This window comes from Amycolatopsis sp. NPDC059657 (genome assembly GCF_042734395.1).
Lineage (GTDB): Bacteria > Actinomycetota > Actinomycetes > Mycobacteriales > Pseudonocardiaceae > Amycolatopsis.
This window is the reverse complement of record NZ_JBHWEB010000003.1, coordinates 152,137-165,794: the sequence shown is the minus strand read 5'-3', so window position 1 is coordinate 165,794 and position 13,658 is coordinate 152,137. Positions and strand designations below refer to the sequence as shown.

At 69.1% G+C, this 13,658-nt stretch carries 12 protein-coding genes; 6 read left to right on the top strand and 6 right to left on the bottom strand.

Annotated elements, in window-relative coordinates; all coding sequences use genetic code 11:
* Nucleotides 1–69: 69 nt before the first annotated feature.
* A complete protein-coding gene (locus ACFV15_RS02950) occupies nucleotides 70–645 on the bottom strand; it encodes a TetR/AcrR family transcriptional regulator (RefSeq protein ID WP_378348425.1) in 576 nt (191 codons plus the stop codon).
* Nucleotides 646–761: 116 nt separating this feature from the next.
* On the opposite strand from ACFV15_RS02950, the gene ACFV15_RS02945 reads away from it, so the two are divergent.
* Nucleotides 762–1,646 (top strand): sterol desaturase family protein, encoded by an 885-nt coding sequence (locus tag ACFV15_RS02945; RefSeq protein WP_378348424.1) that lies wholly within the window; start codon nucleotides 762–764, stop codon nucleotides 1,644–1,646.
* Here ACFV15_RS02945 and ACFV15_RS02940 read toward each other — a convergent pair.
* Nucleotides 1,574–2,470: a hypothetical protein gene (locus ACFV15_RS02940; RefSeq protein ID WP_378348423.1), complete on the bottom strand. Its 897-nt coding sequence runs from the start codon at nucleotides 2,468–2,470 to the stop codon at nucleotides 1,574–1,576. The two genes, ACFV15_RS02945 and ACFV15_RS02940, sit on opposite strands and share 73 nt — an antisense overlap.
* Nucleotides 2,471–2,492: 22 nt before the next feature.
* Between ACFV15_RS02940 and ACFV15_RS02935 the strand changes: the two genes are divergently transcribed.
* The 4 genes from ACFV15_RS02935 to ACFV15_RS02920 all read left to right on the top strand — a co-directional run bounded on the left by ACFV15_RS02935 (nucleotide 2,493) and on the right by ACFV15_RS02920 (nucleotide 7,764).
* Nucleotides 2,493–5,027 carry a tetratricopeptide repeat protein gene (locus ACFV15_RS02935; protein ID WP_378348422.1) on the top strand — a complete coding sequence of 845 codons (2,535 nt, stop codon included), beginning with the start codon at nucleotides 2,493–2,495 and terminating at the stop codon, nucleotides 5,025–5,027.
* 3 nt (nucleotides 5,028–5,030) lie between these two features.
* A complete protein-coding gene (locus ACFV15_RS02930) occupies nucleotides 5,031–6,170 on the top strand; it encodes a glycosyltransferase family 4 protein (protein ID WP_378348421.1) in 1,140 nt (379 codons plus the stop codon).
* Nucleotides 6,164–6,844: a class I SAM-dependent methyltransferase gene (locus ACFV15_RS02925; RefSeq protein ID WP_378348420.1), complete on the top strand. Its 681-nt coding sequence runs from the start codon at nucleotides 6,164–6,166 to the stop codon at nucleotides 6,842–6,844. Before ACFV15_RS02930 ends, ACFV15_RS02925 begins: the two co-directional genes overlap by 7 nt.
* Nucleotides 6,845–6,930: 86 nt before the next feature.
* Nucleotides 6,931–7,764, top strand: a complete 834-nt coding sequence (locus ACFV15_RS02920) for a prenyltransferase (RefSeq protein ID WP_378348419.1) — start codon at nucleotides 6,931–6,933, stop codon at nucleotides 7,762–7,764.
* Here the strand turns inward: ACFV15_RS02920 and whiA are convergent.
* Genes whiA through uvrC form a run of 4 tightly spaced genes read right to left on the bottom strand, consistent with a single transcriptional unit; the run spans nucleotide 7,761 to nucleotide 12,556 of the window.
* Nucleotides 7,761–8,756, bottom strand: a complete 996-nt coding sequence (whiA, locus tag ACFV15_RS02915; RefSeq protein ID WP_091292504.1) for a DNA-binding protein WhiA — start codon at nucleotides 8,754–8,756, stop codon at nucleotides 7,761–7,763. The genes ACFV15_RS02920 and whiA overlap by 4 nt on opposite strands.
* Nucleotides 8,756–9,733 carry a uridine diphosphate-N-acetylglucosamine-binding protein YvcK gene (gene yvcK / locus ACFV15_RS02910; protein ID WP_378348418.1) on the bottom strand — a complete coding sequence of 326 codons (978 nt, stop codon included), beginning with the start codon at nucleotides 9,731–9,733 and terminating at the stop codon, nucleotides 8,756–8,758. Before yvcK ends, whiA begins: the two co-directional genes overlap by 1 nt.
* Complete coding sequence (gene rapZ / locus ACFV15_RS02905) at nucleotides 9,720–10,577, bottom strand: RNase adapter RapZ (protein WP_091293211.1); 858 nt, start codon at nucleotides 10,575–10,577, stop codon at nucleotides 9,720–9,722. Before rapZ ends, yvcK begins: the two co-directional genes overlap by 14 nt.
* Nucleotides 10,578–10,612: 35 nt before the next feature.
* Complete coding sequence (gene uvrC, locus ACFV15_RS02900; RefSeq protein ID WP_378348417.1) at nucleotides 10,613–12,556, bottom strand: excinuclease ABC subunit UvrC; 1,944 nt, start codon at nucleotides 12,554–12,556, stop codon at nucleotides 10,613–10,615.
* A 289-nt stretch (nucleotides 12,557–12,845) separates the two neighbouring features.
* Between uvrC and ACFV15_RS02895 the strand changes: the two genes are divergently transcribed.
* Nucleotides 12,846–13,568: a S1 family peptidase gene (locus ACFV15_RS02895; protein ID WP_378348416.1), complete on the top strand. Its 723-nt coding sequence runs from the start codon at nucleotides 12,846–12,848 to the stop codon at nucleotides 13,566–13,568.
* Nucleotides 13,569–13,658: the final 90 nt, after the last annotated feature.

Sequence of the window (13,658 nt, the reverse complement as noted above, 5' to 3'; positions counted from 1 at the left end):
GCCGCGTTTCCGAATGAGCCAACAGCCAACTTCGGCTTTCCCGCCAATAACCGCCCGCAACGCTCACGACTACCAGCCGAAAAGGTTCTTCATGATGCGGGCGCAGCGGTCGGTCATGGCCGCGGCGTCCTCCCCCGGCTGGTCGATCCACCAGCTGATGAGCGAGTCGACCACCCCGGTCCACACGTGCGCGATGGCCTCGATGTCCTGGTTCTCGGTGAGCCCGCGCGCGTGCATGAGCTGCGTGGCGCCGATCAACGCGAACGCGTCGAGCTGCTGCCGGTAGTCGCGCACCGCGTCACCGATCTCGCCGACTGTCGGCAGGCTGGTGTCGCGCAACAGTTTCCAGGCGTACCGGTCGTGGTCGAAGGTGCGGAAGATCGCGCCGAGGACCGCCAGCGGCATCTGCTCGGGTTCGCCGCCCGCCGCCATCGTCTCGGCGACGCCTTGGGTCAGCCGGTCGCCGGCGCGGTGCAGGCAGGCCAGGTACAGGCCGTCCTTTGAGCCGAAGTATTGGTACAGCAGGGGTTTCGTGACCCCGACCAGGCGGGCTATGTCCACCATGGACGCGCCCGCGTAGCCGTTGCGGCCGAACTCGTCCGTCGCCGCGCTCAGGATGAGTCCCTCCCGCTCGGAACGGGGCATGCCTTTCGTCCCGACGGACCTTGCCTCTGCCACCGCGCTATCTTACCCTGGGGTAAATGACCCAAGGGTAAGTTACCGTAGGGTCACATCCACGGCGCCTCGAAAAGAGTGATTCCATGGCGGAGTTCCTGGCCCATCTGCGCGACCCGGTGCTGCTCGCGACGCCGGTGTTCCTGCTGTTCGTCGCCGTCGAGGTGCTGGCGGTGCACGTGCTGGGACATGACGACAACGTCGTGGGCTACAGCGCGAAGGACACCAGGACCTCGATGGCCATGGGCACCGGCGCGCTGGTGGTGAACGGGTTCTTCCGGGTGGTCATGCTGTTCGTGTTCGCCGCGATCTACGAGTTCGCGCCGGTCAAGTGGGATCCGCGCGACTGGTGGACCTGGGTGATCATGCTGCTCGGGCAGGAACTGGTCTTCTACGCGTATCACCGCGCCAGCCACCGCGTGCGGCTGCTGTGGGCCGGGCATCAGGTGCACCATTCGAGCGAGCACTACAACTTCTCGACCGCGCTACGGCAGAAGTGGACGCCCTACTTCCAGCTGCCGTTCTGGTCGATCCTCGCGTTCGCCGGCATACCGCCGTGGATGATCCTGACCGGCCTTTCGATCGATCTCGTCTACCAGTTCTTCGTGCACACCGAGAAGATCGACAAGATGCCGCGCTGGTTCGAGTACGTGTTCAACACCCCGTCGCACCACCGGGTCCACCACGGCAGCGACGCCGAATACCTCGACGCCAACTACGGCGGCATCCTGATCATCTGGGACCGGATGTTCCGCAGCTTCGTGCCGGAGGGCAAGCGGCCGACCTACGGGCTCACCAAGAACATCAAGACCTACAACCTGCTCAAGGTCGGCTTCCACGAGTACGGCTCGATCATGCGAGACGTCCGATCCGCGCGCACGTGGCGAGCGCGCCTCGGCTACGTCTTCGGGCCGCCCGGCTGGGAACCCGCCGTCGCCACGGCCGCCCCGACCGGCGCTTTGGTGAGGTAGAAGGTCGCTTCGTGCGGCTTCGCGCCGTTGTCGACGGTGTAGCCACTCTCCAGCACCCCATCCGCGCCGGGGAACAGCGCGGTGAGGTCGGGCCGCGCGGCGACCAGGTCGTCGCGATCGGCCAGATTGACCCACCGGCGGACGTTTCCCGGCACGTGCGGCGGCTGCGGCCTCGTGCGTTCGTACACGACGGTGCGCAACCCGAGCGGCGATCCGAGCGTGACGAGCAGCGGCAGCGGCCGGTCCAGCCGATGCGCCGCCTCGTACGCGACGACCGAGCCGAGCGAATGCCCGATGATCACCTCGGTCTCGGGCCCGATCAGCGCGGCGACCCTGGCCTGCGCGCGCTCACGGATCTCGTCGTCGGCGAGGTACAGCGTGACCTGCCGCAACGCCTTGACGATCACCCGCTCGGCGAAAGCCACGCCGAACCGCGCGAACGGCTTGAGCCGCACGAGAGCGTTGAGCACCGGCCGCACCGCCGCGCGGACGCCCTGCTGCTCCCCCGGCTGGCCCGCGAGTTCACGCTGGGCCAGCACGTCACCGGACTCGGCGGCCCTGGCCAGCCACTCCGCGGCCAGCGCGGCGGCGAACTCCTCGTCGTCGAGTTCGTCGGCCGCGCCCTGCTGGCCTGGCTTGGCGAAAACGTCGCCGTAGAACGCCATCCGGGCTTCGCCGGGCCCGTCACGCCATAACCGGTCCGCGACCTCGGGATATCCGGCGGTGCGGACACCACCGGCCAGGCTCGGCAGCCATTCGGCCTCGAGCGTGTCCGCCGACTTCTGCTCCTGGGCAATTCCGTGTACTAACACGATCCGGGCCACGACGCACAGTATCGTGATCGTCGTGGGAGAGCGGCTGGCTTTGGTGATCGCGTCACAATGCGATTCGTTGAACCGGCTGTCCTTTCTCCCGAAGGCCGCGCACGAGGTCGCCGAAGCCCTGCTCGACCCCGAAATCGGCGGCTGTGTCCCTGCTTCTGGCACCGGCACCCTCATCGACCCGACGATGGTCGAACTCGACGACGCGCTCGTCGACGCCTTCGAGCGGGCTTCGGAGAACGAAGCCACCCTCTTCCTCGCGCTGGTCGGCCACGGCGACTACGCGGCCGACGACTTCTACTTCCTCACCCGCGACGCCCAGTACCCGCCGGACAGCCGCAAGTCGTACCTGCTCGCCCAGCGGATCAAGGAGCTGCTGAGCCGCTACTCCCTGCTCGACGGCCTGGTCATTCTGCTCGACACCTGCCACGCGGGCATCGCGGCCGTCCAGGCCGCCGAGCGCTGGTCCCGCATCGTCGGCGCGGCAGGCAAACGCTTCGAGGTGCTGACCGCCTCCGACGACCGCACCGCCGCGAACGGCTGCTTCAGCCTCTCGCTGGCCAAGATCCTGCGCTCCGGCGACCCTTCGCTGGGCGAACGGCTCCGCTGCCCCGATCTCAAACGGGTGATCTCCGGCCATTGCCCAGCCCAGACGGCGGTGCACCTGGCCTTCGACGGCACGTGGGTCACGGACAAGGGTGATCAGGGTCTCTGGCTGGCGCGTAATACCACGGAGGCCTGGCAGCCGCTGCGAGGCAATCCTGCGGCGTCGGAGATCGACCGGCTCACCGACGGGTACCGGCCGCCAGGCGAGCTTGGCGAGGTGGTCGGGCTGATGCTCGGCGGCGCCCGGTGTGTGCAGGTCACCAGCAGAGGGCTGGAGGCGTCAGCGCTGCTGGCCGCATTGGCCCGCCCAGCGGTCGCCAGCCGGGTCGTTCCGCCAAACTTCCTGGACGCGGTGCTGTTCGTTTCACCTGGTCAGACGGTCGAGGAACTCGCGACTGAACTTGCAAGGCAACTTTCCGCGGCGCTGCCCGGACTGGAAACGGTCACGCGGCCGGATCTCAGCGCGTTCGAACAGGCCGTGCTGGAACCGTTGCGACGGATCCAGGCGACAGGACCGGTCCGGATCGCGGTGAACGGCCTCGGCACGCTGACGCCGTTCGACTTCGACCGAGTAGCCGCCGCGCTCGAGACCCTGATGACCGATCCCGCGCTGGGCTGGGTGCGGCTGGTGGTGGGCACGGTCGACAGCCGATCGTGGCCCTCGGTCCCGACGGTCAGCCTGGAATCCACCGAGCACCGCCCCAGCGTCCCACTCCCGCCGGAGGACCAGGATCCACTGGACGACGTGCCGTCGCCGGCCTACGAGGTTGGTGCCCCCGGCCTGCCGGAGAAGCCCGATTCAGGCAAGCCGGGGGTGAAGTGGGAGCCGTTGGGCATCGAGCTGCCGAAACTGCTCGATCTGCTGGCCTTCACGCCCGAGTTCGGCCCGTTGCCGGTATCGGTTCTGCTCCAAGCGGGCGTGCATGAGGGCAGCGGCCCGTCCAGGCTGGGCGCGCTGCACGAAGCGCTGGCGCGAGTCGTGTCGTGGGTGGAGGTGTCCGGAGCGGGCACCCCGGAGGAACGCATCGGGCTGAAGCCAGGCATCCGGGTGAAAGCGAAGTCCGACGAGATCGTGCCGCTCCTTCTCAAAGCCTTTGAAGACGTCACGCCCACAGACCCCGCGGCCGCGCGATACGCGCTGGCGAACGAGGCGGAACTATGCTGGAAAGCCGGTCTCCGTCTCGAAGCGATACGCAGCCTCGAGAATCGGCCACTGACCGTGCCGGTGGAAAACCGGGAGCGGTGGGGACGCTGGGCCGCGCACCTGTCGCAGGTTCGTGGCAGGACCGACCGGCTGACCATCATCTGCCAGGCCCGGCACGCGACCTGGATCGGCAAGGCGGGTGACCCGGCCGTCGCTTCCGAACGCTTCCGCGAACTGCTGCCGGTCGCCATCCGCAAGCTCGGGCGGCATGACGAAGAGACACTGAGCATCCGGAACAACCTCGGCTTCCAGCTGTGGGACCTCGGCGAACCCGAAGAAGCACGCGATGCCTTCCGCGCGCTCGTCACCGACTCAAGTGCGTCGCTAGGGCCGGACCACGTCGAAACCCTGCACGCCAGACACCTGCTCGCGGTCGCCGAAGGCAAATGCGGAGACGGCGCGGAAGCGCTCCGCCAGTTCAGGGAGCTGCTGCCGGAAGCCGAGCGGGCACTCGGCGATGACCATGATGTGGTCAGGAAGATCTTGCACAACATCATTTTCTGGAGCGACGAAATAGAGCACCCCCCCCCCGGAATTCAAGAGCATCGACGGCTGCTCACCCTCGAACGGGCGAGGCTAGGTGAACGGCATCCCGACTATCTGGACGTCTGGTTCACCTACGCCCGCGCGCTCGACCGGCGCGGCCTGCGGGCCGAAGCCACCGAAGAAATCCGGCGGCAGCTCGTCATCGCGGTGGAAGTGCTCGGTGAACGACACCCGCATATCGCCAAGCTTCGTGCATGGGGATGATCGGTGAGCGCGCTCCGCATCGCGCTGCTGACGTATCGCGGCAATCCCCGTTGTGGCGGGCAAGGTGTCTACGTCCGGCATCTGAGCCGGGAGCTGGTCGCGCTCGGGCATCACGTCGAGGTCATCGCCGGGCAGCCGTATCCCGAGCTGGATCCGGGCGTCAAGCTGACCAAACTGCCGGGACTCGACCTTTTCGCCGAGCCGAATCCCTTTCGCCGCGCGAAAATCAGCGAACTCAAGACATTGCCGGACTGGCTGGAGTACGCGGCGATGCGGCGGGGCGGGTTCGGGGAACCGCTGGCGTTCTCGCTGCGGGCCGCCTGGTATCTCAGGCGCAGGGATTTCGACGTCGTGCATGACAACCAGGGTCTCGGCTACGGGCTGCTCGGGACCGGGCTGCCGGTGCTGGCGACCGTGCATCACCCGATCGCCATCGATCGTGAGCTGAAGCTCGCCGCCGGGCAGGAAGGCGTCGAGCGCTGGTACGGCTTCGTCGGCATGCAGCACAGGGTCGCGCGGAGGTTGCCGAAGATCTTGACGGTGTCCGAAGCGTCACGCGACTCGATTCGCGAGCACATGGGCGTGAACGCCGAGGTCGTGCCGCTGGCCGCCGACACGCGGGTGTTCAAGCCACGGCCCGAAATCGCGAAGGTGCCCGGCCGGATCGTCACCACGGCCAGCGCGGACGAGCCGTTGAAGGGCTTGGAACATCTGCTCACCGCGCTGGACTCGCTGCCGGACGCGGAACTCGTCGTGGTCGGCAAGCGCAAGCCCGCCGGACCGCGCGTCCGGTTCGTCAGCGGGCTCACCGACACCGAACTCGCCGAGCTGATCGCCAGTGCCGAAGTCGTCTGCGTTCCTTCGCTGTACGAAGGGTTTTCGCTGCCAGCGGCCGAAGCGATGGCGTGCGGGACGGCGTTGGTCACGACCTCGGCGGGCGCGATTCCCGAGGTCGCCGGCGACGCCGCGGTGGTCGTGCCGCCCGCGGATCCCGACGCGCTCGCGAAGGAGCTGCTGCGAGTGCTGACCGACGGCGACTTGCGGAGGCGTCTCGGCGCGGCCGGGCTCGCCAGGACCGCCACGATGAGCTGGGAGGCCACCGCCCGTGAGACCGTCCGCCACTACCGGGACCTGATGTGCTGACCGTGGACTTCCGCCGGTTCGGGCGGGGCAAGCGGGTGCTCGATCTCGGCTGCGGCGATGGCAGGCACGCCTATGCGGCGTGGCGGCTCGGGTCCGATGTCGTCGCGGTCGATGTGGCCGACGCCGAGGTCAAGCATGTGCGCGACACCTTCGAGGAGCTGACCGCGGACGGCGGGCCGCTGGGGCTGGCCGTCCGCGCGAACGGGCTGGCGCTGCCGTTCCCCGACGGCGGGTTCGACCGGGTGATCGCCGCCGAGGTGCTCGAACACGTCCACGCCGACCGCGCGATGCTGGCCGAGGCGGTGCGGGTGCTCGCGCCGGGCGGGGTGCTCGCGGTGACCGTGCCGCGCTGGTGGCCGGAGCGGATCTGCTGGGCGCTTTCCGAGGAATACCACCAGGTCGAGGGCGGGCATATCCGGATCTACCGGCGCCGTGAGCTGCTGCGCCGCTTGCGTGAGGCCGGCCTCGAACCGTTCGCGGGGCATCACGCCCACGCGTTGCACGCGCCGTACTGGTGGCTGAAATGCCTTGGCGAGAACAGGATCACCGAGGCGTATCACCGCTTTCTGGTGTGGGACATCATGAAGGGGCCCCGATGGGTGAAACTGCTCGAACGCGTGTTGAACCCGGTGCTCGGCAAGAGCCTCGTGCTCTACGCTCGCAAACCGCGCTGACCATCGCGGCGACGCAGTGGTCCACCGGCGGGATCCCTTGGGAGACGGGGAAAGCGCTCGACCCGTGGTGTCATGTCGAGGCCGCCATGGGTCTCGACGTCGCGGGCTTGCACGCCGAGGCCGAAGCGGCGTACATCTGGCTGGCGGCGAACCAGAACGCGGACGGCTCGTGGTTCGCAGACTATCGGGAAACCGGTCCGGCGGACAGGGCTTGCGACGCCAACTTCACCGCGTACATCGCCGTCGGGCTCGCACTGCACACCCGACTGCACGGCGAGACTTTGGCCGCCCAGCTGTGGCCGACGCTCGAACGCGCCATCGGGTTCGTGCGACGGCTTCAGCGTCCGACCGGTGAAATCGCGTGGCGGGCCGGCTCGAACATCGCTCTGCTGACCGGGAACTGCAGCATTCACCACGCGCTGCGGCACGCGAGCGCGCTCGCCACCGCGCTGGGCCGCCCGCGGCCCGCGTGGGACGACACGGCCGACCGGCTCCGGCTCGCGATCGGCTGCCCTGGGCTGTTCGAGCCGAAACCGCACTCGATGGACTGGTACTACCCGGTTCTCGGCTCGGTGCTGCCCGAAACGGCGCTGGCCACCGACTGGGACCGGTTCGTCGTGCCGGGGCTGGGCGTGCGGTGCGTGCACGACCAGCCTTGGGTCACCGGCGGCGAGACGAGCGAACTCGCGCTGACACTGGCCACGCGTGGCCGCCTCGCGGAAGCGACCACGCTGCTCGGCCAGGTCGAGCGCCTGCGTCACGCCGACGGCTCGTTCTGGACCGGTTACCAGTTCGAGGACCGCGTGCTGTGGCCCCAGGAACGCACCACGTGGACCGCGGGCGCGTACCTGCTCGCCCAAGCCGCGGTGACCGGAAACCCGGCCGTGCACGCGGTCTTCGGCGAACTTCGGATCGGCTAGGCGTCGGCCTCGTCGTCCTCGAGCATGTCGGGCGTGACGGCGGACTCGGTGTCCGGGATGCCCTGCTCTTTCGCGCGCTTGTCGGCCATGGCCAGCAGACGGCGGATACGGCCCGCGACCGCGTCCTTGGTCATCGGCGGGTCGGACAGCTGGCCGAGTTCCTCCAGCGACGCGTGCCGGTTCGACAGGCGGAGCTTGCCTGCGGCCAGCAGGTGGTTCGGCGCGGAATCGCCCAGGATCTCCATCGCGCGCTCGACGCGGGCGGCCGCCGCGACGGCCGCGCGGGCGGAGCGGCGCAGGTTCGCGTCGTCGAAGTTGGCGAGCCGGTTGGCCGTCGCCTTGACCTCGCGGCGCATCCGGCGCTCTTCCCACTTCAGCACGCTCTTGTGCGCGCCGAGCCTGGTCAGCAGCGCGCCGATCGCGTCACCGTCACGCACGACCACCCGGTCCGCGCCGCGCACCTCGCGCGACTTCGCCTGGATGCCCATGCGCCGAGCCGCGCCGACCAGTGCGAGTGCCGCTTCCGGGCCGGGGCAGGTGACTTCCAGCGACGACGAACGACCCGGCTCGGTCAGCGAGCCGTGTGCGAGAAAAGCGCCACGCCAGGCGGCTTCCGCGTCGGCGACGCCACCGGAGACTACCGCCGCGGGCAGCCCTCGGACGGGCCTGCCGCGCTGGTCGATGAGCCCGGTCTGCCTGGCCAGGCCTTCGCCGTCCTTGACCACGCGCACGACATAGCGCGTGCCCTTGCGCAGCCCGGACGACGAGATCACGTGCACGTCCGAATGGTGCCCGTACAGCTCGTGGATCTCCTTGCGCAGCCGCCGCGCCACCGATCCGGTGTCGAGTTCGGCTTCGACGACCACCCGGCCGCCCACGATGTGCAACCCACCGGCGAACCGCAGCATTGAAGCGACCTCCGCGCGGCGCGGCCCGATCTTGGTGATCTCCAAGCGGCTGAGCTCGTCCTTCACCTCGGCGGTCATCGCCATTACTGCCCCTCCATGCTGTTCAAACCGAGAGCTTCCCGCACGCAGGCCGCCAGCGCATCAGGATCATGACGCCCCACGACGGCCAGGTCGGCCACGTCGGAGAGGAGCGCACGAGCACCGAGTGCTTCGGCCGCGCGGCGCAGCCGGGCCGGGGTGGGCACCGAATCGCGATCGGCGATCACGGCGTCCACCCGGAGTTCCGGAGCGTGCTGGAAGAGTACGTCCAGGTGCTGTTCGGGCGAGAAGCCCGCTGTCTCACCCGGTTGGGGGATGAGATTGAGGATGACCACCTTCGTGGCCTTCGTGCGGACCAGCGCGTCGTGCAGTTCGGGCACCAGCAAATGCGGCAATACGCTGGTGAACCACGATCCGGGGCCGAGGAACACCACATCGGCGTCCAGCACCGCGTCGACCGCCTGTGCGCACGCCTTCGGCGGCTCGCCCGGCCGCCTCGCGTTGTGCAAACTGATCCTTTTCACCTGACCGGGTGTCGTCGCGACCGCGACCTGGCCCCGGATCCGGCGAATCGCCGCGTCGTCCTCGGCGTCGAGGCCGGTGACCTCGGCGTGGATGTCGAGTGGTTCCGACGACATCGGCAGCACCCGGCCGGTCACGCCGATCAGCGCGCGCACCTCGTCGAGCGCGGCGACCGGGTCGCCGAGCACCTCGAACAGCCCGGCCAGCAACAGGTTCCCGACCGCGTGGCCGGCGAGCGCGCCGTCACCGCCGAAGCGGTGCTGGAACACCTCCGCCCACAGCGTGCCGCCGTCCTGCGCGGCGAGCGCCGAGAACGCCTGCCGCAGATCGCCGGGCGGCAGCAGGCCGAGCTCACGCCGGAGCCTGCCGGACGACCCGCCGTCGTCGGCGACCGTGACGATCGCGGTGACCGCGGTGGTGACCCGCCGCAACGCCGTCAGCGTCGCGTGCAGTCCGTGTCCCCCACCCAGGGCGACAGCGTTTACCTCACTCGCGGCCAAGATCTCGGTGCACCACCTTCACTGCCATACCGTCCTCAGTGGACAGCCGCTTCGCGAGCTCTTCGGAGATCGCGACACTGCGGTGCTTCCCGCCGGTGCAGCCGACGGCGAGGGTCAGGTACCGCTTGCCCTCGCGCTTGTAGCCCGCGCCGATCAGCCGCAGCAGCTGGTGGTAGCGGTCGAGGAACTCGTCCGCGCCTTCCTGGCTGAGGACGTAGTTGCGCACCTCGGTGTCGAGACCGGTGTGCTCGCGCAGTTCCGGGATCCAGAACGGGTTCGGCAGGAACCGGATGTCCATCACCAGGTCGGCGTCCATCGGCAGGCCGTACTTGTAGCCGAACGAAAGCACGGTGACGCGTGTCTGCGTCGAAGATTCCGAGCCGAACGCGTCCTCGATCTTGGCGCGCAGGTCGTGCACCGACAGCGAAGACGTGTCCAGCACGAGGTCCGCCTCTTCGCGCAGCGGCGAAAGGAGCGTGCGCTCGGCGGTGATGCCGTCGGCGAGCCTGCCGTCACCCTGCATCGGGTGCCCGCGGCGGACCGCCTCGAAGCGGCGCACCAGCACCGCGTCGGTCGCCTCCAGGAACAGCACCCTCGGCTTGTAGCCGCGCGCGTCGAGGTCCTTGATCACCGACGAGAGGTCCTCGGTGAACGCGCGCGAGCGCACGTCCATCACGACGGCGACCTTGGTGATCGCGCCGCGCGCCTGCGCGCCCAGCTCGACCATCGTGGCGATCAGCTCCGGCGGCAGGTTGTCGACGACGAACCAGCCGAGGTCTTCGAGGCACTTGGCCGCGGTGCTGCGCCCGGCGCCGGACAGCCCGCTGACGACCGCGACCTCCATCCCGGACTTGTGCTCTTGATCCACCATGTCCCCGCTCATGAACCCGACTCCCCTTCACCCTTGCTGACTGCCAATGCGGCGAACACGGTCTCCGCGGTCCGCCTGCCGACCCCCGGCACCGCGGCTATCTCGTCCACAGTGGCCTGTTTCAGTTTCCTGACCGAGCCGAAGTGCTTGATCAGCGCCGTCCGGCGGGTCTGCCCGAGTCCGGGCACACCGTCCAAAACGGACACCTGCAGCCGTTTGGACCGTTTCTCCCGGTGGTACCGGATGGCGAAACGGTGAGCTTCGTCCCTGACGCGCTGCAAGAGGTACAACGCGTCGGAGGTTCGCGGCAGGATCACCGGATCGGGGTCGGCCGGCAGCCAGACCTCTTCGAGCCGCTTGGCCAGGCCGACCACCGCGACGTCGGTGATCCCGAGTTCCGCGAGCACGTCCGCGGCGGCCGTGGCCTGCGGCCCGGCGCCGTCGACGACCAGCAGGTTCGGCGGATACGCGAACTTGCGCGGCTTGCCCGTCTCCGGGTCGATGCCGGGCGTGGGGTTTTCGGGCTCCGCGGTTTCCTTGAGATAACGGGAAAAACGCCGGCGCACGACCTCGGCGATCGACGCGACGTCACCCTCTTCGGCCGCCTCGCGCAGCGCGAACCGGCGATATTCGGACTTGCGCGCGATGCCGTCCTCGAACACGACCAGCGACGCGACCACGTCACTGCCCGCGATGTGGCTGATGTCCACGCACTCGATGCGCAGCGGCGCCGTGTCGAGCGCGAGATGGTCCTGGAGCTCGGACAACGCGGCCGACCGCGCGGTGAGATCGCCCGCGCGCTTGAGCTTGTGCTGCTGGAACGCCTCGGTGGCGTTGCGCTGCACCGTTTCCGCCAGCGCGCGTTTGTCGCCGCGCTGCGGCACGCGCAGCGCGACCCGCGAGCCACGCAGCCCGGTGAGCCACTCCCCCAGCGCCTCGGCGTCGTCCGGCAGCTCCGGAACGAGCACCTCGCGCGGCACGGGCGCGGCCTCGCCCTCGTCGATCGCCAGGTCCGACTGATCACCGTAGAACTGGGTGAGGAAATGGTCGACGAGCGCGGGAACGTCCATCTCCTCGGCCTTGTCGATCACCCACCCGCGCTGCCCGCGCACGCGCCCGCCGCGCACGTGGAACACCTGGACCGCCGCTTCCAGCTCGTCGTGCGCGAACGCGACGACGTCGGCGTCCGTGCCGTCGCCGAGCACGACCGCCTGCTTCTCCAACGCCCGGCGCAGCGCGCCGAGATCGTCACGCAGCCGCGCGGCCCGCTCGAACTCGAGCTCGTCGGACGCCTGGGCCATCTCGCGCTCGAGACGGCGGACCATGCCGTCGGTGCGGCCCGCGAGGAAGTCGCAGAAGTCCTCGACGATCGCGCGGTGCTCGTCGGCGCTCACCTTGCCGACGCACGGCGCGGAGCACTTGTCGATGTAGCCCAGCAGGCACGGCCTGCCGATCTGGCCATGCCTCCGGAAGACGCCGGTGGAGCACGTGCGCGCCGGGAACACGCGCAGCAGCAGGTCGAGCGTCTCGCGGATCGCCCACGCGTGCGCGTAAGGCCCGAAGTACCGGACGCCCTTCTTGCGGGGGCCGCGGTAGACGTGCAGCCGGGGGAACTCCTCGCTCACCGTCACCGCCAGCACCGGGTACGACTTGTCGTCGCGGTACCGGACGTTGAACCGGGGATCGAACTCCTTGATCCAGTTGTACTCGAGCTGCAGCGCCTCGACCTCGGTGCCGACCACGGTCCACTCGACGCCGGCGGCCGTGGTGACCATCTGGCGCGTGCGCGGATGCAGGCCGGACAAATCGGCGAAGTACGAGTTCAGGCGGCTACGCAGGCTCTTCGCCTTGCCCACGTAGATGACCCGCCTGGTCGCGTCGCGGAACTTGTACACGCCAGGTGCGTCCGGGATGCTCCCCGGCGAGGGACGGTAGGTGGACGGGTCAGCCACGTCCACCAGCCTATGGCGCGACACCGACAGCTTTGCGCGTACCCATCGTTGCGCGCGGAACCGGGCATGCCGCCAGCGCGGGCTGCGCGGCCACGGGTGACGCCGTGACTACGGTGCGTCCGCCAGTCTGACCGTCGATCAAGCGACAGGGCAACCTTGAGTGCTGATCTACCAACGGAAGTCGGGCATTTCGGCATACCCGACTTCCGTTGGTTCCCCGTCGAGTGAATGGATAGTTACTTTCCGTCCCACAGTTTCACCAGGCTTCTGGCGAAGGGAAACGGGAAAAGTGAGCCGTATCCGTACCTTGGGCGCAGCTTCGATCGCAGCGGCCGCACTGGCACTCACCACGGGCGCCACGGCGAACGCGGGCACGCAGCCCGGAATCGTCGGCGGTGGCACCGCGCCGACGGTGAGCTGGGGCGCCCAGATCTACGTCAACACCCCCGGCCGTGACTGGGACGGGTTCAACTGCTCGGGCACGATCATCGCCTCGCGCTGGGTGATGACCGCCCGGCACTGCCTCGACACCGATGGCAGCGGCATGCGCGTGCGCGTCGGCAGCAACCAGCTGCAGGGCGGCACCGTGATCGCGGTCGACCAGAAGAAGATCTCGCCCAACGGTGACATCGCGCTCCTGCACCTGGCGAGCGCGTTCAACACCACCTACATCACGCTGAGCAGCAGCGACCCGGCCAATGGCAGCACCAACCAGCTCTACGGCTGGGGCCGCACCACGCCGACCGGCCCGCCCGCCTCCGCGCTGAAGGTGGCGAACGTGCAGGTCACCGGTCGTTCCACGGACGCGTACGGCGGCCGCGCGATCCAGAGCGTCGGCATCAACGGCTCGGCGTGGAAGGGCGACTCGGGCGGCCCCGAGCTGTCCAATGGCGTGCAGGTCGGCGTCGCCTCGACCGTGCAGAACCAGAGCGGCAGCAACACGCGTGGCACCAACAACTACGCGAGCGTCGCGTCCAGCCGGAGCTGGATCCGCACGACCGCTGGGGTGTAAGGCCTCGTGAGTGTTGCCGACGGTTGGTGGCGGGGGGGACACACACCACCCCCGGGGGGGGGCTGGGGCCCAAGCGGTTAGCGGCCCGGG